This is a genomic window from Nocardioides coralli (assembly GCF_019880385.1).
Lineage (GTDB): Bacteria > Actinomycetota > Actinomycetes > Propionibacteriales > Nocardioidaceae > Nocardioides > Nocardioides coralli.
In genome coordinates this window covers 1-17959 of the sequence record NZ_CP082273.1, presented here as the reverse complement: position 1 = coordinate 17959, position 17959 = coordinate 1, and the positions used below count along the sequence as shown (strand labels likewise).

Annotated in this window: 16 protein-coding genes and 2 tRNA genes; 5 read left to right on the top strand and 13 right to left on the bottom strand. The window is 71.2% G+C overall.

Annotated features, from left to right (window positions below):
• Positions 1 to 8: 8 nt before the first annotated feature.
• Positions 9 to 674, bottom strand: coding sequence for a hypothetical protein (locus tag K6T13_RS00090; RefSeq protein ID WP_222895767.1), 666 nt, complete (start codon positions 672 to 674; stop codon positions 9 to 11).
• A gap of 145 nt (positions 675 to 819) precedes the next feature.
• On the opposite strand from K6T13_RS00090, the gene K6T13_RS00085 reads away from it, so the two are divergent.
• From K6T13_RS00085 to K6T13_RS00065, 5 genes are all read left to right on the top strand, one after another.
• Positions 820 to 1329: a peptidylprolyl isomerase gene (locus K6T13_RS00085; RefSeq protein ID WP_222895766.1), complete on the top strand. Its 510-nt coding sequence runs from the start codon at positions 820 to 822 to the stop codon at positions 1327 to 1329.
• 2 nt (positions 1330 to 1331) lie between these two features.
• A complete protein-coding gene (locus tag K6T13_RS00080; protein ID WP_249423856.1) occupies positions 1332 to 2258 on the top strand; it encodes a rhomboid family intramembrane serine protease in 927 nt (308 codons plus the stop codon).
• A gap of 237 nt (positions 2259 to 2495) precedes the next feature.
• A complete protein-coding gene (locus K6T13_RS00075) occupies positions 2496 to 3278 on the top strand; it encodes a FadR/GntR family transcriptional regulator (RefSeq protein WP_222895765.1) in 783 nt (260 codons plus the stop codon).
• Positions 3275 to 4003: a sterol desaturase family protein gene (locus K6T13_RS00070; RefSeq protein WP_222895764.1), complete on the top strand. Its 729-nt coding sequence runs from the start codon at positions 3275 to 3277 to the stop codon at positions 4001 to 4003. Before K6T13_RS00075 ends, K6T13_RS00070 begins: the two co-directional genes overlap by 4 nt.
• 10 nt (positions 4004 to 4013) lie before the next feature.
• Positions 4014 to 4811, top strand: coding sequence for an MBL fold metallo-hydrolase (locus tag K6T13_RS00065; protein WP_222895763.1), 798 nt, complete (start codon positions 4014 to 4016; stop codon positions 4809 to 4811).
• Here the strand turns inward: K6T13_RS00065 and K6T13_RS00060 are convergent.
• The 12 genes from K6T13_RS00060 to dnaA form a co-directional block, all read right to left on the bottom strand.
• Positions 4808 to 5809: a hypothetical protein gene (locus tag K6T13_RS00060; RefSeq protein ID WP_222895762.1), complete on the bottom strand. Its 1002-nt coding sequence runs from the start codon at positions 5807 to 5809 to the stop codon at positions 4808 to 4810. The genes K6T13_RS00065 and K6T13_RS00060 overlap by 4 nt on opposite strands.
• Before the next feature lie 17 nt (positions 5810 to 5826).
• A tRNA-Ala gene (locus K6T13_RS00055) sits at positions 5827 to 5899 on the bottom strand.
• A 12-nt stretch (positions 5900 to 5911) separates the two neighbouring features.
• The gene (locus K6T13_RS00050; RefSeq protein ID WP_222895761.1) at positions 5912 to 6058 is read right to left on the bottom strand and encodes a DLW-39 family protein; all 147 of its coding nucleotides are present in this window, start codon (positions 6056 to 6058) and stop codon (positions 5912 to 5914) included.
• A gap of 27 nt (positions 6059 to 6085) precedes the next feature.
• A tRNA-Ile gene (locus tag K6T13_RS00045) sits at positions 6086 to 6162 on the bottom strand.
• A 70-nt stretch (positions 6163 to 6232) separates the two neighbouring features.
• Positions 6233 to 6787, bottom strand: a complete 555-nt coding sequence (locus K6T13_RS00040) for a DUF3566 domain-containing protein (protein WP_222895760.1) — start codon at positions 6785 to 6787, stop codon at positions 6233 to 6235.
• Positions 6787 to 9438 carry a DNA gyrase subunit A gene (gyrA, locus tag K6T13_RS00035; protein ID WP_222898060.1) on the bottom strand — a complete coding sequence of 884 codons (2652 nt, stop codon included), beginning with the start codon at positions 9436 to 9438 and terminating at the stop codon, positions 6787 to 6789. Before gyrA ends, K6T13_RS00040 begins: the two co-directional genes overlap by 1 nt.
• A gap of 78 nt (positions 9439 to 9516) precedes the next feature.
• On the bottom strand, positions 9517 to 11625 hold the full coding sequence (gene gyrB / locus K6T13_RS00030; protein WP_222895759.1) for a DNA topoisomerase (ATP-hydrolyzing) subunit B: 2109 nt from the start codon (positions 11623 to 11625) through the stop codon (positions 9517 to 9519).
• 275 nt (positions 11626 to 11900) lie between these two features.
• Complete coding sequence (locus K6T13_RS00025) at positions 11901 to 12494, bottom strand: DciA family protein (RefSeq protein ID WP_222895758.1); 594 nt, start codon at positions 12492 to 12494, stop codon at positions 11901 to 11903.
• Positions 12487 to 13629, bottom strand: a complete 1143-nt coding sequence (gene recF / locus K6T13_RS00020) for a DNA replication/repair protein RecF (protein ID WP_222895757.1) — start codon at positions 13627 to 13629, stop codon at positions 12487 to 12489. The genes K6T13_RS00025 and recF overlap by 8 nt, the downstream gene beginning before the upstream one ends.
• A 6-nt stretch (positions 13630 to 13635) precedes the next feature.
• Positions 13636 to 14607, bottom strand: coding sequence for a phosphogluconate dehydrogenase (NAD(+)-dependent, decarboxylating) (gnd, locus tag K6T13_RS00015; RefSeq protein WP_222895756.1), 972 nt, complete (start codon positions 14605 to 14607; stop codon positions 13636 to 13638).
• Between the two features lie 46 nt (positions 14608 to 14653).
• Positions 14654 to 15796, bottom strand: coding sequence for a DNA polymerase III subunit beta (dnaN, locus tag K6T13_RS00010; protein ID WP_222895755.1), 1143 nt, complete (start codon positions 15794 to 15796; stop codon positions 14654 to 14656).
• Positions 15797 to 16175: 379 nt separating this feature from the next.
• Complete coding sequence (dnaA, locus tag K6T13_RS00005; protein ID WP_222895754.1) at positions 16176 to 17705, bottom strand: chromosomal replication initiator protein DnaA; 1530 nt, start codon at positions 17703 to 17705, stop codon at positions 16176 to 16178.
• Between the last annotated feature and the right edge of the window lie 254 nt (positions 17706 to 17959).

Sequence of the window (17959 nt, the reverse complement as noted above, 5' to 3'; positions counted from 1 at the left end):
GTGGCTGGTCAGCCCTTCTTGTGGGAGCCGCCGCTCTCCTCGACCACGACCTCGTCGGCCGGGTCGTCGGGGGTGGTGGCGGCGTGCGGCGACTCCGCGGCGTCGGCCAACGCCTCGTCGGGCGAGGAGCCGGCCGAGTCGTCGGCGGCGTCGCCCGCGGCCGAGCCCGGGGCGCTCTGGCTCGGCGGGGGCGGCGGCGGAGCGGGCGTGTAGGACGACTGCCAGTTGTCGGCGTCCTGCCGCGCCTTGAGCTTGCTGGCCGCGAAGGCCGCACCGGCGGCGAGGCCACTGAAGATCACGAACTTGCGGAACCGGTGCTTCTTGGGCTTCTCACCCTTGATCTCGGCGACCCGGGCCGCCGCGAGGTCACGGCTCTCGGCCGCCTTCTGCGAGGCTGCCTCCGCGACGAGGGCAGCCTTCCCCGCGGCGAGCGCGGCGCCGTCGGCGATGACGGGGCGGGCCCGGTCGCGGGCGTCGTTGATGACGGGCACGGCCCGGTCGCGGGCGTCCTGGATCAGCGGCACCGCCCGGTCGCGCGCGTCCTCGAGCAGCGGCTTGGCCTGGTCCCTCGCTGACTCGAGGGCCTGCTCGACGTGGGGCCGCATCTGGTCGACCGCCTGCTCGACATAGTCGGCAGCCTGCTCGATCAGCGTCTTCTTCCTTCGGATGCCCATGAGGCGATCTTCCTCTCGCGTCGGTATCCATCCCATTCGACCACGTTCGCCAGACCCGGACCAGCCACCGTCCGGGTGACTTGGCGGATCTGGGAGGATCGACGGGCACGAACGACCACGAGTCTTCCACGACGAGAGCGAGCACATGGCCGACCAGGCGATCCTCAAGACCAACCGGGGCGACATCACCCTGGACCTCTTCCCCAACCATGCTCCCGAGACCGTCGCGAACTTCACGGGTCTCGCCGAGGGCACCAAGGACTACGACGCCGGCACCGACCGGTCCGGCCCGTTCTACGACGGCCTGACCTTCCACCGGGTGATCTCCGGCTTCATGATCCAGGGCGGCTGCCCGCTGGGCACCGGTACCGGCGGTCCGGGCTACACCTTCAAGGACGAGCCCCACCCCGAGCTGGTCTTCGACAAGCCCTACCTGCTGGCGATGGCCAACGCCGGCCCGGGCACCAACGGGTCGCAGTTCTTCATCACCGTGGGTCAGACCCCGTGGCTGAACAACAAGCACACGATCTTCGGTGAGGTGGCCGACCAGGCCTCGCGCGACGTCGTCGACGCGATCGCCACCACCAGCACCGGCCCTGGCGACCGCCCGGTCGAGCCCGTGGTCATCGAGTCGGTCGAGGTCACCCGCTCCTGACCATGCCGCCCGCTCCGGACGAGACCGGGGTGCCGACCTGCTACCGGCACCCCGGTCGCGAGTCCTACATCCGGTGCCAGCGGTGCGAGCGCACCATCTGCCCGGACTGCATGAACGAGGCCGCCGTCGGCTACCAGTGCCCGTCCTGCGTCGCCGAGGGCGCACGCCAGACGCGTCAAGGGCGCACGGCGTACGGCGGTCGGCGCTCGGGCAACCCCGCGGCCACCTCGCTGGCGCTGATCGCCGCCAACGCCGCCGTGTGGGGCGCCATCTCCGCCACCGGTGGCAGCGCCAGCCGGCTCGTCGACTGGCTCGCCCTCCTGGTCGGGGGACGCTGCGACGCGGCTCGCGGTGGCTTCTTCCCCCAGATCGACAGCGAGCGCGTCTGCACCTCCGCCGTCAACGGCAGCTGGGTACCCGGCGTTCTCGACGGCGCCTGGTGGCAGCTGGTCACCTCGACCTTCACCCACGTCCAGGTGTGGCACATCGGCGTCAACATGTTGGTGCTGTGGTTCCTCGGGCCGCAGCTGGAGATGGCGATCGGTCGCGCCCGGTTCCTGGCGCTCTACCTGCTCTCCGGCGTCGCCGGGTCGGTGGCGGTGCTGTGGCTGGCGTCGGACCAGATCCAGACCCTCGGTGCCTCCGGTTCCATCTTCGGCCTGATGGGCGCGTTGTTCGTGGTCGCCCTCAAGGTCGGCGGCAACGTCTCGCAGATCGGCGTCTGGCTGCTGCTCAACGGCGTGATCACCTTCACCTTCCCCAACATCTCCTGGCAGGGCCACCTGGGTGGGCTGCTGGGCGGGGCGCTCATCGCGATGATCCTCGTGTACGCGCCCCGCGAGGGTCGTAGCCGCTGGCAGGTCGCCGGCCTCGTCGCCACCGCGCTGGTGCTCCTGGCCGGCATCGCTGCCCGCGTCGTTCTCGCCTGACGCCTCCCGCACCGCCCCGCCTGGCAGTTCCGCCGGCAGCCCGCCTGATCAGCCCGCCTGATCAGCCGCGCCCGACCACGCTCAGGCTCCCGACCGATTTCCCACAGCTGTGCACACAGCTGTGGAGAACTACACGCACGTAATTATCCCCATCTCATACACAGGTGTGGACAACTAGACCGGCGAAATTGGTCGGACCACTTGACCAACAGCCGGCACCCCTTCTATCGTCCCGGGATGCCGCTGCACCCCGTCGCCCGCCGCTCCGTCCCCGACGAGGTCTTCGACCAGATGCTCGCCGAGGTGGTCGACGGGGGCCTTGCCCCCGGGGAGGCACTGCCGAGCGAGCGTCGTCTCGCCGAGGTGCTCGGGGTGTCCCGGCCGGCGGTGCGCGAAGCACTGCAACGGATGGCGCAGACCCGGCTGGTCGAGGTCCGCCACGGCGGGGCCACCACCGTGCGCGACTTCCGCCGGGCCGCTGGTCTCGACCTGCTGCCGCAGCTGCTCGTACGCGGCGGCCACCTCGACCTGGCCGTCGCCCGGAGCGTCCTCGAGGCCCGGCTCGCCGTCGGCCCGGCGGTCGCGGCACTGGCCGCACGCCGCGGCGGGCCGGCGCTGGCAGCGGACCTCACCGACGCCGTCGACGCGCTGGCGGCCACCGACGACGACGTGGAGCGACAGCGTCACGCGCTGGCGTTCTGGGACCGGGTCGTGGAGGCGGCCGACTCCCTGGTGTTCCAGCTGATGTTCAACAGCCTGCGTGCCGCCTACGAGCCCGCCCTGACCGCGCTCGCCCCCCTGATGGGCGAGGAGGTCGGTCAGCCGGGCGCCTACCGGATGCTCACCACCGCGATCGGCGAGGGCGACCCCGAGACCGCGCGCGCAGCGGCGGAGCGCGTGCTGCGCCCGGCGACCGAGAGCCTGCTCGCCGCGCTGGCCGCCGCGGGCCAGGAGCCCGGTCCGGACGAGGAGCCAGCCGATCAGCCGGGCGCGCAGCAGGACGGGGGTCCGGAGCGGTGACCCGCCCCGGACCGGAGGTCGAGGAGCTCGCGAACCGCCGGCTCGCGGCCGACGAGGCCCGTCTCGCGGCCGCCGGCCGGCGTACGTCGCTGCCGCTGGGTGCGGCCTGGCGCCACTTCTGGGGGGCACCCTCGCCGTGGCTGATCGGTGGCTTCCTGGTCGCCGCGGTCACCGGTCGCGTCCTGGCCGGGGCCGGCGCGTGGTGGGAGCTGGTGATCCCCGCCGCCCTGCTGGCCGCGTTCCCGGCGATCGAGTGGGTGGTCCACGTGGCGGTGCTCCACTGGCGGCCGCGGGCTCTCGGCCCGGTGCGCCTCGACCCGCTCCTGGCGCGCAAGCACCGTGCCCACCACGCCGACCCACGCGACCTGCCGCTGGTGTTCATCCCGACCCCGGTGCTGGCCTGGCTGCTGCCGGCCTACGTCGTCCTGGCCTGGCTGGTGCTGCCGACCGTCACGAGCGGGCTGACGCTGCTGGTCAGCGTCTACGCGATCAAGCTCGGCTACGAGTGGACCCACTACCTGGTGCACAGCGACTACCGTCCACGCAGTCGCTGGTTCCGGCACGTGTGGCGCAACCACCGGCTCCACCACTACAAGAACGAGCACTACTGGTTCGGGGTCGCCACCGCGGGCACCGTCGACCGCGTGCTCGGCACCTACCCCCAGCCGTCCGCGGTGACCACCTCGCCCACCGTGCGGGCGCTGCACGACCGCGAGCGTCCCTAGGATCGCGCACGTGATCCACCACCTCTCCTGTGCGACGCTGCGGCCCGTCGGCACCGTCGGCGGATGTTTCGCACCCCGTGCCCTCGTCGCCCACTGCCTGCTCCTCGAGCGGCCCGGGGGGCTGGTCCTCGTCGACACCGGCTTCGGTCGCGACGACCTCACCGAGCCGCACCGGTTGGGACGGCCGTTCGTGCTGGCGTTGCGCCCCGACATCGACCTCGCCGGCACGGCGGCTGCCCGGGTCGCGGCGCTCGGCCACCACCCCGACGACGTCACCGACATCGTGCTGACCCACCTCGACCTCGACCACGCCGGCGGCCTCGCCGACTTCCCGGGTGCCCGGGTGCACGTGCTGGCGGCCGAGCTCGACGCCGCTAGGAACCCGACGCTGCGGGAGCGCAGCCGCTACGTCCCGGCCCAGTGGGCCCACGGCCCGCAGTGGGTCGAGCACCCGGACGCGGGTGACGACTGGTTCGGCTTCGGGGCGGTGACCGCCCTCGCCGACGACGTGCTGCTCGTCCCGCTGCTGGGCCACACCCGCGGCCATGCCGGTGTCGCCGTGCGGCGTCCCGGGGGCGGCTGGCTATTGCACGCGGGGGACGCCTACTTCGACGCCGGGGAGCTGGCCACGCTACCTCACGCCAAGCCGTTGATCCGCGTGTTCGAGCGGGTGATGGCGGTCGACAACGCGCAGCGGCTGGCCAACCAGCAGCGGCTGCGCGAGCTCCACGCCCGGCACGGCGACCAGGTGACCGTCTTCAGCGCCCACGACCCCGACGAGCTCGCCAGGCTCGCCGCGGGGAGCTAGAGGCCAGTGGGCTCCGCCAGCGGGACGACCTCGTTGCAGACCCCGAACGGCAGCTCGTCCAGCAGCGCCAGCGCGGCCGCCGTCCGCGGGTTCGTGAGCGCGTAGCCGATCCGACCGCTCGAGGGATCGGCCGCACCGTTGACGTAGGTCTGGGGGAACCCGTCGACCGGCCACGCCTCACCGATCCGCATCCGCTCGAAGAGGTCGCCGCGGCCGGGCTCGGTCCGGACCGTGGCGGCCCGGTCACCGAAGGTGACCGCGAAACCGGACAGGTCCTCCAGGGTGGTCACCGGGTGCTCCGCCAGCAACGCCTCCTGGTCCTCGACGTCGGCATCGGGTCCGAGGGCGTCGTTGAGCGGGATGCAGCCACGACGCAGGTAGGTCGCGGCAGCCGGGTCGTCCAGTGCCAGCTCCCACGACGCGTCGCTGGCCCACACGTCGGTGTCGGCGGTGCCCGAGACGACCAGGTGGTCGCGGGCGCGCAGCTCGGCGTCGGCGAGCGGGCCGGCGCCGTCGGCGATGGCGCGCCGCACCCCGGCCAGGTCGAGGTCGGGCCGCAGCGCGATCACGAAGCCCGGTCCCTCGTCGCCGGTGAAGCGGGCCTCCCAGTCGACGTCGTCCTGGGTGAATCCGTAGTCGAGCTCGAGGAGCGAGTTGTCCTCGCGCAGCAGTCCCTCGGTGAGGACCACCGCCTCCTGCTCGGCCCTGGTCCAGAAGGCGATCCGGTCGGTCCTCAGGTCCTCGCTGGTGAGGTCAGGCTGGCCGAGCTGCACCCGCACCTGGTCCCAGTCGGTGACGGTGATGGTCCCCGCCGTCTGCGGGACCAGGGAGAGCACCGCCTCGGCGGGCTCGAGCGAGGCGTCGTACGGCGGTGCCGGCTCGGCCGTGGGACGCTCGAGCAGCGGCCGCGGCTCCTCGACCGCGGGCTGGCTGCACCCCACGAGCAGTCCCGCAACGACCACCGATCCCGCGGCCGCGATGCGGCGCGTGGCCCGCACGGGACGATCCGGGGGAGTGGAGCCTAGGGGACTCGAACCCCTAACCCCCTGCTTGCAAAGCAGGTGCGCTACCAATTGCGCCAAGGCCCCTGACGGCCTGGGTCAGGCCGGCTGGTCGGGCTGCTGGGAGCCCGAGACCGAGTCGGTGGCCTCGGCCCAGAGCGCCTGCTCGGTCCGACCCTCCTCGAGCTTCTTCTTCGCGAAGGCGGCGCCGGCGGCGGCGATCAGGACGAACAGGATCTTCCTCATGCGATCTCCTCGGTCCGAGAGTCGTGGTGGTGGGCCTAACTGGACTTGAACCAGTGACCTCTTCCTTATCAGGGAAGCGCTCTAACCGTCTGAGCTATAGGCCCGCAGGGCGACGCCGGGCGTCGGCCGCCGGGCGAGACTACCCCACCGGCGAACGGCCCGACAAAACGGCCGTCAGTGGTCCTCGGCGAGCGTCACCTCGACGCCACCGAGCAGGGCTGCGGCCATGTTGTAGAGGAACGCGCCGAGCGTCGCGACGGCGGTCAGGAGCACCACGTCGACCACGGCGACCAGCATGGTGAAGCCCATGACCCGCGACATCCCGACGTAGGCGGTCACGTCGAAGCCGCCGGCCTCCTCGCCGAGGATGTCCTGCGCCGTGGCGTTGATCGACTCCCAGACACCGGCGGCGCCCAGGACGCTCCAGACGATGAACACCGAGACCACGGTGACGATCCCGAGGGCCACCGAGAGCAGGAACGCCGTCTTCATGACCGACCACGGGTCGACCCGGGTCAGCCGGAGCCGTGCGCGGCGCGGCCCCTTCTTCGGCGCCGCACCCTGCTGGCCCTCGCGGTCGGGGGTGGCGGACCTGGCCGGCCGCTGGGCGTTGGCCTTGTGCTCCTGTGCCGCCTGGGCGAGCTTCGCCTGGATCCGCTCGGCCAGCGGAGGGCGGGTGGCGGTGTCGTCGTTGCGGACGGCGGTCCGCTCGACGCTGCGCTCCGGCATCAGTCCTCCTGGGTGCCCGGTTCCTCCGGCGCCACGGCGGTGCCAGATTCCTCGATTGTTGCATCCGTGACCCCATCGGGCGATTCCTCGACCTCCTGGGCCTCGACCGACCGGGCGACGACCGCGACCGCGTCGTTCTCCTTGGGCGAGACGAAGATGACGCCCTTCGTGGACCGGCCCATCGGGCGGAGCGAACCGTCGACGGGGCTGCGCACGACCTGGCCGGCCTGGGTGATCGAGAGGATCTCGTCGCCCTCCTCCACGATGAACGCCCCGACCAGCACCCCCCGCGTCTCGTCGTCCAGGGACATGGTCTTGATGCCGAGCCCACCGCGCGACTGGAGCCGGTAGTCGGAGATCCGCGACCGCTTGGCGAAGCCGCCGTCGGTGATGGTGAAGACGTACTGCGGCTTCACACCCGTCTGCTCCGCGGCCTCGAGCGGCTCGACCTCCGTCGTGTCCCCCGCCTCGGTCAGCCCGACCGCTTCCTCCGCCGCCACCTGCTCGGCACGGATGACCGACAGGGAGAGCATGGCGTCGCCCTCGCGGAACTTCATGCCCGTCACGCCCGAGGTGGCCCGGCCCATCGGCCGGAGCTGGGCGTCGTCGGCCTTGAACCGGATCGCCTGGCCCTTGCGGGAGACGAGCAGGATGTCGTCGTCGGGGGTCACGAGCTCGGCGCCGATCAGCTCGTCGTCGTCCTCGCGGAAGTTGATCGCGATGACGCCGGCCTGACGCGGGCTGTTGTAGTCGGCCAGCCGGGTCTTCTTCACCAGGCCGTTCCGCGTCGCCAGCACCAGGTAGGGCGCCTGGTCGTAGTCGCGGATGGCCAGCACCTGCGCGATCTTCTCCTCGGGCTGGAAGGACAGCAGCCCGGCGACGTGGCCGCCCTTCGCGTCGCGTGACGCCTCGGGCAGGTTGTAGGCCTTGGTGCGGTAGACGCGTCCCTCGGTCGTGAAGAACAGCAGCCAGTGGTGGTTGGTCGTGGCGATGAAGTGCTCGACGACGTCGTCGCCCCGCAGGCTCGCCCCACGGACGCCCTTGCCGCCCCGCTTCTGGCTGCGGTAGGCCGCACGCTGGGTGCGCTTGGCGTAGCCACCCCGCGTGATCGAGACGACCAGCTCCTCGTCGGGGATCAGGTCCTCCATGGAGAGGTCGCCGTCTGCCGCGATGATCTGGGTACGCCGCTCGTCGCCGTACTTGCCGACGATCTCGTCGAGCTCCTCGGACACGATCCGCCGCTGCCGGGACTCGGTGGCGAGGATGTCCTTGAGGTCGGCGATCGTCAGCTCGATCTCGGCCAGGTCGTCGATGATCTTCTGTCGCTCGAGGGCGGCGAGGCGACGCAGCTGCATGTCGAGGATCGCGTTGGCCTGCAGCTCGTCGATGTCGAGCAGCTCGATCAACCCACGACGGGCGTCGTCCACCTCGGGGGAGCGCCGGATCAGCGCGATGACCTCGTCGAGCATGTCGAGGGCCTTCACCAGGCCACGCAGGATGTGGGCCCGCTCCTCGGCGCGCTTGAGCCGGAACTCGGTGCGGCGGCGGATGACCTCGATCTGGTGGGCGACCCAGTTGCTGACGAACTGGTCGATCGTCAGCGTGCGCGGCACACCGTCGACGAGGGCGAGCATGTTGGCGCTGAAGTTGGTCTGCAGCTCGGTGTGCTTCAACAGGTTGTTGAGGACCACCCGCGCCACGGCGTCCCGCTTCAGCACGACGACCAGCCGCTGCCCGGTTCGCGAGGAGGTGTCGTCGCGGACGTCGGCGATCCCCTGCACCCGGCCGGAGTCGGCGAGCTCGGCGATCTTCAGGGCGAGGTTGTCGGGGTTGACCATGTAGGGGAGGGCCCCGATGACCAGCGTGGTGCGCCCCTTGGCGTCCTCGTCGATCTCGATCAGGGCGCGCTGCGTGATCGACCCCCGCCCGGTGCGGTAGGTCTGCTCGATGCCCTGCCGACCCACGATGAGCGCGCCGTTCGGGAAGTCGGGGCCCTGGATCCGCTCGATGAGGGCGTCCTGCAGCTCCTCCCGGGAGGCGTCGGGGTTCTCGAGTGCCCACTTGGCGCCCTCGGCCACCTCGCGGAGGTTGTGCGGCGGGATGCTGGTGGCCATGCCGACCGCGATCCCGGCCGAGCCGTTGACCAGCAGGTTCGGGAAGCGCGCAGGCAGGATCGACGGCTCCTGGGAGCGGCCGTCGTAGTTGGGGACGAAGTCGACGGTCTCCTCGTCGATGTCGCGCACCATCTCCATCGCCAGCGGCGCCATCCGGCACTCGGTGTAGCGCATGGCCGCGGCGGGGTCGTTGCCCGGCGAGCCGAAGTTGCCCTGGCCGTTGATGAGCGGTGCCCGCATCACCCACGGCTGGGCCAGCCGCACCAGGGTGTCGTAGATCGCGGTGTCGCCGTGGGGGTGGTACTGACCCATGACGTCGCCGACGACCCGGCTGCACTTGGAGAAGCCCCGGTCGGGACGGTAGCCGCCGTCGAACATCGCGTAGAGCACCCGCCGGTGCACCGGCTTGAGGCCGTCGCGCACGTCGGGCAGGGCCCGGCCGACGATGACCGCCATCGCGTAGTCGATGTAGCTGCGCTGCATCGACACCTGCAGGTCGATGGGCTCGATGCGGCCTCCCGTGCCGCCGTCACCCATCAGGTTCCCGGTCTGCTCCGTCACGTCTCTTCGTCTCTCTGGTCGCGTCTACTCGAATCTAGGGGTGGTGCTAGAGGGCTAGATATCGAGGAATCGGACGTCCTTGGCGTTGCGCTGGATGAAGGAGCGCCGCTGCTCGACGTCCTCCCCCATGAGGATGGAGAAGACCTCGTCGGCCCGGGCGGCGTCCTCGAGGGTCACCTGCAGCAGGATCCGGGCCGAGGGGTCCATGGTCGTCTCCCACAGCTCGTCGGCGTTCATCTCACCGAGCCCCTTGTAGCGCTGGACCGGGTTCTCCTTGGGCAGCTTCTTGCCCTGGGCGACCCCGTCCCTGAGCAGTGCGTCGCGCTCGGCGTCGGAGTAGACGAACTCGTGCTCGTGGGGCTTGTTCCAGCGCAGCCGGTAGAGCGGGGGCTGGGCCATGTAGACGTAGCCGTGCTCGATCAGGGGCTTCATGAACCGGAACAGCAGCGTCAGCAGGAGCGTGTTGATGTGGTGGCCGTCGACGTCGGCGTCGGCCATCAGCACGATCTTGTGGTAGCGCAGCTTGGCGAGGTCGAACTCCTCGTGGATGCCGGTACCGAGGGCGGAGATGATCGCCTGCACCTCGGTGTTGGCCAGCACCTTGTCGATGCGGGCCTTCTCGACGTTGAGGATCTTGCCGCGGATCGGGAGGATCGCCTGGACCCGCGGGTCACGACCCTGCTTGGCCGAGCCCCCGGCCGAGTCGCCCTCGACGATGAAGACCTCGCACTCCTCGGGGTTGGTCGACTGGCAGTCGGCCAGCTTGCCGGGGAGCCCGCCGCCACCCAGCAGGCCCTTGCGGGACCGCGCCAGGTTGCGGGCGTTGCGCGCGGCGATGCGTGCGCTGGCCGCCGCCTGCGCCTTGCGGACGATGTCCTTGCCCTCGGCAGGGTTCTGCTCGAGCCAGGCGCCGAGCTGGTCGTTGACGACCCGCTGAACGAATCCCTTGGCCTCGGTGTTGCCGAGCTTGGTCTTGGTCTGTCCCTCGAACTGCGGCTCGCCCATCTTGATCGACACGATGGCGGTGAGGCCCTCGCGGATGTCGTCGCCGGTGACGCGGTCCTCCTTCTTCTTCACCAGGCCCCACTCCTCGCCCCAGTTGTTGATGAGCGAGGTGAGTGCAGCGCGGAAGCCCTCCTCGTGGGTGCCGCCCTCATGGGTGTTGATGGTGTTGGCGAAGGTGTGGACCGACTCGGTGAACGAGGCGTTCCACTGCATGGCGACCTCGAGGCTCATGTGCTGGTCGGTCTCGCCCGGCGTCTCGGCCTCGAAGTTGATGATCGTGGGGTTCGCCTTGTCCTTGCGCCGGTTGAGGTGCTCGACGTAGTCGACCAGACCGCGGTCGTAGCGGAAGACCTGCTCGATGCCTCCGTGCTCGCCGCGCTTGATGGCGTCGGCACCGGCCTGGTCGACGTTGTCGGCGACCGTCTCGTCCTCGACGGCCTCGGCGACCTGGTCGGCCGAGGGCCGCTCGTCCCGGACCACGATCTCGAGGCCCTTGTTGAGGAAGGCGTACTCGCGGACCCGGGACGTGATGGTCTCCAGCGAGTAGTGCGTGGTCTCGAAGATGTCGGGGGAGGCCCAGAAGGTGATGGTGGTGCCGGTCCGCTCCCCGACCTCGAGCGGTCGCACCTGCTCGAGCTCGGCGTCGGGCACGCCGACGCTGAAGGACTGCCGCCAGAGGTGGCCACGGTTCTTCGCCTCCGCGACGACCCGGGAGGACAGCGCGTTGACGACGGAGACGCCCACACCGTGGAGGCCACCGGACACCTTGTAGCCCCCGCCCCCGAACTTGCCACCGGCGTGCAGCACGGTGAGCGCGAGCGTGAGCGCCGGGAGCTCCTGGCCGGGAGCGGTGTCGGTGGGGATGCCGCGGCCGTTGTCCTCGACCCGGACGCCACCGTCCTCGAGCAGGGTGAGCACGATCCGGTCGCAGTGGCCGGCCAGCGCCTCGTCGACGGCGTTGTCGACGATCTCCCAGATCAGGTGGTGGAGGCCGCGCTCGCCGGTCGAGCCGATGTACATGCCCGGCCGCTTCCGGACGGCCTCGAGCCCCTCGAGCACCTGGATCGCCGACGCGTCGTAGGCGACCTCGTCGGAGCGGGGGAGGGAGGCCTGCTGATCAGCCTGCTGGTTGCTCTCGACGGCGGGTTCGTCGCTCACGCGCACCTCTTCGCGATGGGTCGGCTCCGGTGGTGGCCGGACCGTTTTCGACAGACAACAGGTCGCGCCTGATGCGGTCGCGACCTGGTCGTCATGATACCCCGTGAGGGCCGGGAATCCATGGCAGTGCCCGCGCCCCGGGGGGATCTGGGGACGAAACAGGCCGCTCCTGCGCCCGTAACGGGCGCTCGCAGCGCCGAGCAGGGGGTGGGGCAGGCTCCGGTACGGGCATCCGGCTGCCCGAGACGCACCGGCGGCGTCCCTCCCCGGCCGCCTCAGCCGTAGGTGTCGCGCGGGCCGCGCCCGTCCCGTGTGCCGCGCCGCCCCTTCTTCCACGAGGGCGCCTGTGGACCCTGCACGTCGATCAGGGTGACGGTGCCGTGCCCCAGCTCCTCGTTGAGCCGGCGCACCACGGTCGGGGCCAGCAGCCGGAGCTGCGTCGCCCAGGCCGTGGAGTCGGTGCGCACCACCAGGGTTCCGTCGGTGAAGCTCTCCGGGGTGCTGTGGTCGCCCACCTCCGGACCGACGAGCTCGGCCCAGCGGCCGAAGACGGCGTGCACCCGGAGGTCGAGGTCCCAACCGTGGTCGTCCACGAGCCGGTTCACCGTCGTGTCGAGCAGCTGCGGGTCCCGCTCGTCGGGGTGGGCACCGGACACCCGCGAGCGGGAGGGAGGCTGGCTGCGGGCCCGGCGCTGCGCCCGTTTGGCCGGGGTGGACCGCGAGGAGGCGCGGGTCATCGCCCGTGCCAGGTCGAGGCCGTCGGCCCGGTGTCCGGGGTCGGGCTCGGCGGCGGCATCGGCCCCGGGAGCCGCGGCCGCCTCGGGCAGGTCGGGCTCGTCGGGCCGGTCCGGCGCGGTGTCCTCACCCATCGCGGGTGACCGTCCCGTCCGCCACGGAGAACCGGGACCCGGCGAGGGCCTGCGGCACGTCGGCGGCGACCGCCGCCGTGACGAGCACCTGCTCGGCCCCCGAGACGAGGTCGGCGAGCTGGCGCCGCCGCTCGGTGTCGAGCTCGGCGAAGACGTCGTCGAGCACCAGGATCGGGTCGTCCCCGTCGGCACGGAGGAGGTCGTAGGACGCCAGCCTCAGGGCGAGGGCGAAGGACCACGACTCGCCGTGCGAGGCGTACCCCTTCACCGGGAGCCGCGCGTCGGCCGCGCCGAGGGTGAGGCGCAGCTCGTCGCGGTGCGGACCGACCAGGGAGACGCCCCGGTCGAGCTCGTCGGGCTGCCGTCGCTGCAGCTCCTCGAGCAGCAGCTCGGTCAGCTCGTCGCGGGCCACCGCGCCGCCGAGGTCGAGGCTCGCGGCGTACCCGATCTCGGCGTCGTCGCGGGTCGCGCCGCGGGCGACCGTCTCGTAGGCCTTGCCCAGGTAGGGGCGCAGCTCCTCGACCAGGTGGAGCCGGGCGGCGAGCAGCTCAGCGCCCGTGCGTGCGAGGTGGGCGTCCCAGACGACCAGCGTCGACAACGCCGACTCGCGAGCACTGCCCCGGGCCAGGCCGGCCGTCTTGAGCAGGGAGTTGCGCTGCTTGAGCACGCGGTCGTAGTCGGACCGGACACCCGCCAGCCGTGGCGTGCGCAGAACGAGCAGGTCGTCCAGGAAGCGACGCCGCTCCGAGGGGTCTCCCTTGACGAGGGTCAGGTCCTCCGGGGAGAAGACGACCGTACGGACCAGTCCCAGCAGCTCCCGGGCCTTGGGCAGCGGCGCGCGGTTGACGCGCGCCCGGTTCGAGCGGCCGGGGTTGATCTCGACCTCGAGCGTGGCCGTACGCCCCTCGCGCACGACGGCTGCCCGCACGACGGCCTGCTCCGCGCCGGCGCGTACCAGCGGCGCATCCGAGGCGACGCGATGGGAGGAGAGCCGTGAGAGGTAGTCGACCGCCTCGACCAGGTTGGTCTTGCCCTGGCCGTTGCGCCCGATGAACGCGCTGGCACCGGGCCCGAGCTCGACGTCGAGGTCAGGGTAGGACCGGAAGTCGTGGAGGCTCAGGTGGGCGACGTGCACGGCGGGCTAGCTCTCGCCGGGCTCGTGACCCTGGCCGGCGCCGGCCCGCTCGGCCTCGCTGGACTGGTCGGGCGCACCAGAGGCGGCGTCGCCGCCCTTCGGGGCGTCGGTCCGCATCGCGTGCCCGCCGAACTGGTTGCGCATCGCCGCCACCGCCTTCATCGCGGGGGAGTCCTCCTGCTGGGACACGAAGCGCGCGAACAGCGCGGCCGTGATCGCCGGGGTCGCGACCCCGTGCTCGATGCCGGCCTCGACCGTCCAGCGGCCCTCACCCGAGTCGGCGGCGTAGCCGCGGATCCCCTCGAGGTCCGGGGCGTCGTCGAGGGCGGCGACCAACAGGTCCAGCAGCCAGGACCGGATCACGGTGCCCTCGCGCCAGGACCGGAACACCTCCGTCACGTTGTCGGTGACCTCGGCCTTCTCGAGCAGCTCCCACCCCTCGGCGTAGGCCTGCATGATGGCGTACTCGATGCCGTTGTGGACCATCTTCGAGAAGTGGCCCGCGCCTACCTTTCCGGCGTGGACCGAGCCGAACTCGCCCTCGGGCTTGAGGGCGTCGAAGGCCGGCTGGACCTTCGCGACGTCGTCCGCTGACCCGCCGTACATCAGGGCGTAGCCGTTCTCCAGACCCCACACCCCGCCGGAGACCCCGCAGTCGACGTAGCCGATGCCGTGCTCGGCGAGCAGGTCGGCGTTGACCTGGTCGTCGGTCCAGCGGGAGTTTCCGCCCTCGACCACGACGTCACCCTCGGCCAGCAGGTCGGCGAGCGCCCGGACGGTCTCGCGCGTGGGGTCGCCCGACGGGACCATCACCCAGACCACGGCGGGCTTGGGGAGGGCTTCGACGAGCTCCTCGAGGCTGCCGACGTCGGCCAGCTCCGGGTCGCGGTCGTAGCCGACGACGGTGTGCCCCGCCCGCTGCAGGCGGGTGCGCATGTTGCCGCCCATCTTGCCGAGTCCGATCAGCCCGATGTCCATACCCAGAACCTATGTGGTGCGTCGGTGGCCGACCAGCGTGGGCCGCTCAGGACAACAGCCGCCGGGGCATCAGCAGGTAGCGGAAGCCGGGCTCGCTGCCGTCCTCGCCGGCGGCCCCGCTCATGACCACGGGCTTGGACGCCTGGGTGAACGCCAGCTCCACCACCGGCTCGTCGATGGCGGTGAGCCCGTCGAGCAGGAACTGGGGGTTGAACCCGGTCGTGAGGTCCTCGCCGTCGATCTCGGCGTGGATCGACTCCGAGGCCTGGGCCTCGTCACCGGACCCGGCGTCCAGGGTCAGCTGTCCGTCGCCGAACGCGAGCTGGACCGCGGTGTTCCGCTCGGCGACCAGGGCGACCCGCTTGACGGAGTCGATGAGGTCGGCCTTGTCGATCCGGGCGGTGGTCTGGTGCTCCGGCGGGAAGAGGTTGCGGACCTTGGGGAACTCGCCGTCGAGCAGACGCGTGGTGGTCCGGCGTACGCCGCCCGGGCCGACGCCCTCGAAGCCGATGATCCCCTCGCCGGTGCCGGTGGCCGAGAGCGCGATCGTGACCTCGCCACCGGCCGTGAGCGACTTGGCGGTGTCGCCGAGCACCTTGGCGGGCACCAGCGCCGCCAGGCTGGCGTCGGGCGTGTTCGGCGACCACGCGAGCTCGACGTGGCTGAGGCGGAACCGGTCGGTGGCCAGCAGCGAGATCGTGGAGCCCTCGATCTCGATCCGCACCCCGGTGAGCACCGGGAGCATGTCGTCGCGGCCGGCGGCCGTGACCGCCTGGCCGACCGCGTGGGCGAAGCTCTCGCTCGGAACCGAGCCCGTGGCGGTCGGCATGTCGGGCAGTGAGGGGTAGTCCTCGACCGGCATCGTCTGCAGGCTGAACCGGGCCGAGCCACAGGTCAGTGACACCCGCGGACCCTCGAGCACCATGTCCACCGGCTTGGCGGGCAGGCTGCGACAGATGTCGGCGAGCAGTCGGCCGCTGACGAGGGCCTGGCCCTCGTCGGAGACCTGGGCCTCGGTCAGGGTGGCGCGGGCCGAGGTCTCGTAGTCGAAGGTCGAGAGCACGAGTCCCTCGTCGCTGGCCTGGACGAGGAGCCCGGCGAGCACCGGGACGCTGGGGCGGACCGGGAGACTGCGAGCAGCCCAGGCGACGGCATCGGCCAGCACGTCGCGTTCGACGCGGAACTTCACGGGGCGGGGTCCTTCGGTGTCGACATCGGATGAGGTGGGGCATCGAGCGTGGGGTCTGCATCCTGCCACGAGCGCGCAACCGGTGGGAGTTCTCCCCAGAAGGCCGAGGAATGGAATTCCACGAGCGATCGGTCCGGGTGAGTACTCGTGGGAGTCATAGCGTCGGTGGAAACTGTGGACGACGGGTGTCCGTGCAGGTCAGCACGGCGATTCGGCGCCCACAGGGGGTGTGGAGTGCATGTTCACGGGCCGGCTCGGCATGTGAACGACAGGTGTCCTCACCCGGAACACTCACGGGTTGTGCACACGGTGTGCAGAACATCGGGGTCCCGGACCACACCTTCTCCACAACCCCGGCCGTTCGCCGCGGCCCGCGGCGTCAGGCCTGGCGGGCCTGCAGCTTGACGCGGTTGGTGAGCTCGCTGACCTGGTTGAAGACGGCCCGCCGCTCCGCGAGCAGCGTGTTGATCTTGCGGTCGGCGTACATGACGGTGGTGTGGTCACGGTTGCCGAACTCGGCGCCGATCTTGGGCAGCGAGAGGTCGGTGAGCTCGCGGCACAGGTACATCGCGATCTGGCGGGCCATCACGAGGTGGCGCCCCCGGCTCGGCCCGGTGAGCTCCTCGATGGTGAGCCCGAAGTAGGCCGCGGTCTGGGCGATGATGAGCCCGGCCGTGATCTCCGGCTCCCCTCCCTCGGGGATCAGGTCCTTCAGGACGATCTCGGCCAGGGTCATGTCGACCTCCTGGCGGTTGAGGTTGGCGAAGGCGGTGACACGGATCAGCGCCCCCTCGAGCTCGCGGATGTTGGTCTGGATCTTGGAGGCGATGAACTCGAGAACGTCCGGCGGCGCGGTCAGTCGGTCCATGGCCGCCTTCTTGCGCAGGATCGCGATCCGGGTCTCGAGGTCGGGCGGCTGGACATCGGTGATGAGTCCCCACTCGAACCGGTTGCGCAGCCGGTCCTCGAGCGCCTCGAGCCGCTTGGGAGGACGGTCCGAGGTGAGGACGATCTGCTTGTTGGCGTTGTGGAGGGTGTTGAACGTGTGGAAGAACTCCTCCTGCGTCTGGGTCTTGCCCTCCAGGAACTGGATGTCGTCGATGAGCAGCACGTCGACGTCGCGGTAGCGGCGCTTGAAGCGGTCCTGCCGGTCGTCGCGGATCGCGTTGATGAACTCGTTGGTGAACTCCTCGCTGGAGACGTAGCGGACCTTCGCCCCGGAGTAGAGGCTGCGGACGTAGTGGCCGATCGCGTGGAGCAGGTGGGTCTTGCCCAGGCCGGAGTCGCCGTAGACGAGCAGCGGGTTGTAGGCCTTGCCCGGTGCCTCGGCCACGGCCACCGCGGCGGCGTGCGGGAACCGGTTGGAGGAGCCGATGACGAAGGTCTCGAAGGTGTACTTGGGGTTGAGGCGTGTCTCCAGGGGTGCGGAGCCCGGGGGAGCGGCGGGCGCCGGCGCGGTGACCGGCGCGCTGACATCGGGGTGCTGGTAGCTCTTTGTCGACATGTCGTCAGGCCGACTCATCGACTCGTGGTGGTGGGGTGGCGCCTCGGGCTCGACCACGGGCTCGGTGTCGAGAGCGGGGTTGACGGTGACGGCGATGCGGATCTCGCGCCCGAACGCGACGGTGAGCGCCTCCTCGAGCTGGGCGCGCAGCCGCCCCTCGAGCTGACCGCGGGTGAAGTCGTTGGGGACCGCGATGATGGCGGTGCTCTCGTGCAGGGTGACCGGCTCGCTGGAGCGCAGCCAGGCCCGCTGGTAGGCCTGCAGGTCCTCGAGCACCCCCCGCCAGGCGGCCGCGAGGTCGGTCGGGGACCCCGCCGGGGTCCCGTCGGGGCCACCGGGTGCGTCCGGGTCGCCCGAGCTGCCGGAGGGGTGGGGGGAGGACTGGTCAGCCTCGGGGTGGTTCACACGAACCCGCCTTCTGGTCGATTCTTCGTGGCTTTGGTCCACAGTCTTGTCCACAGTCTGTGAACGTGGGTCCACGGGTGTGGCGACTGCCTGCCGAAGACGCGGCCCGGCCAGCTGCCGAACGACATCGCCGCAGGTGAGAGGCGGTTTCCGGGGAATGTGACGCCCTTCACACGGTGCTGTCGCTGGCGGTTGTCCCGGGCCGGCGGGGAACCTCGGAGAGGGTGAACGTAACAAGGGGCGCGCGGCGGCGG

What these genes read in the sequence shown, in the direction of transcription:
- gyrA (WP_222898060.1), bottom strand. Translation starts at nt 9,438, where the DNA reads ATGGGTGACGGCGGCACGGGAGGCCGCATCGAGCCCATCGACCTGCAG.
- K6T13_RS00075 (WP_222895765.1), top strand. Translation starts at nt 2,496, where the DNA reads ATGCCGCTGCACCCCGTCGCCCGCCGCTCCGTCCCCGACGAGGTCTTC.
- K6T13_RS00025 (WP_222895758.1), bottom strand. Translation starts at nt 12,494, where the DNA reads ATGGGTGAGGACACCGCGCCGGACCGGCCCGACGAGCCCGACCTGCCC.
- K6T13_RS00040 (WP_222895760.1), bottom strand. Translation starts at nt 6,787, where the DNA reads ATGCCGGAGCGCAGCGTCGAGCGGACCGCCGTCCGCAACGACGACACC.
- gnd (WP_222895756.1), bottom strand. Translation starts at nt 14,607, where the DNA reads ATGGACATCGGGCTGATCGGACTCGGCAAGATGGGCGGCAACATGCGC.
- K6T13_RS00080 (WP_249423856.1), top strand. Translation starts at nt 1,332, where the DNA reads ATGCCGCCCGCTCCGGACGAGACCGGGGTGCCGACCTGCTACCGGCAC.
- K6T13_RS00085 (WP_222895766.1), top strand. Translation starts at nt 820, where the DNA reads ATGGCCGACCAGGCGATCCTCAAGACCAACCGGGGCGACATCACCCTG.
- K6T13_RS00050 (WP_222895761.1), bottom strand. Translation starts at nt 6,058, where the DNA reads ATGAGGAAGATCCTGTTCGTCCTGATCGCCGCCGCCGGCGCCGCCTTC.
- K6T13_RS00090 (WP_222895767.1), bottom strand. Translation starts at nt 674, where the DNA reads ATGGGCATCCGAAGGAAGAAGACGCTGATCGAGCAGGCTGCCGACTAT.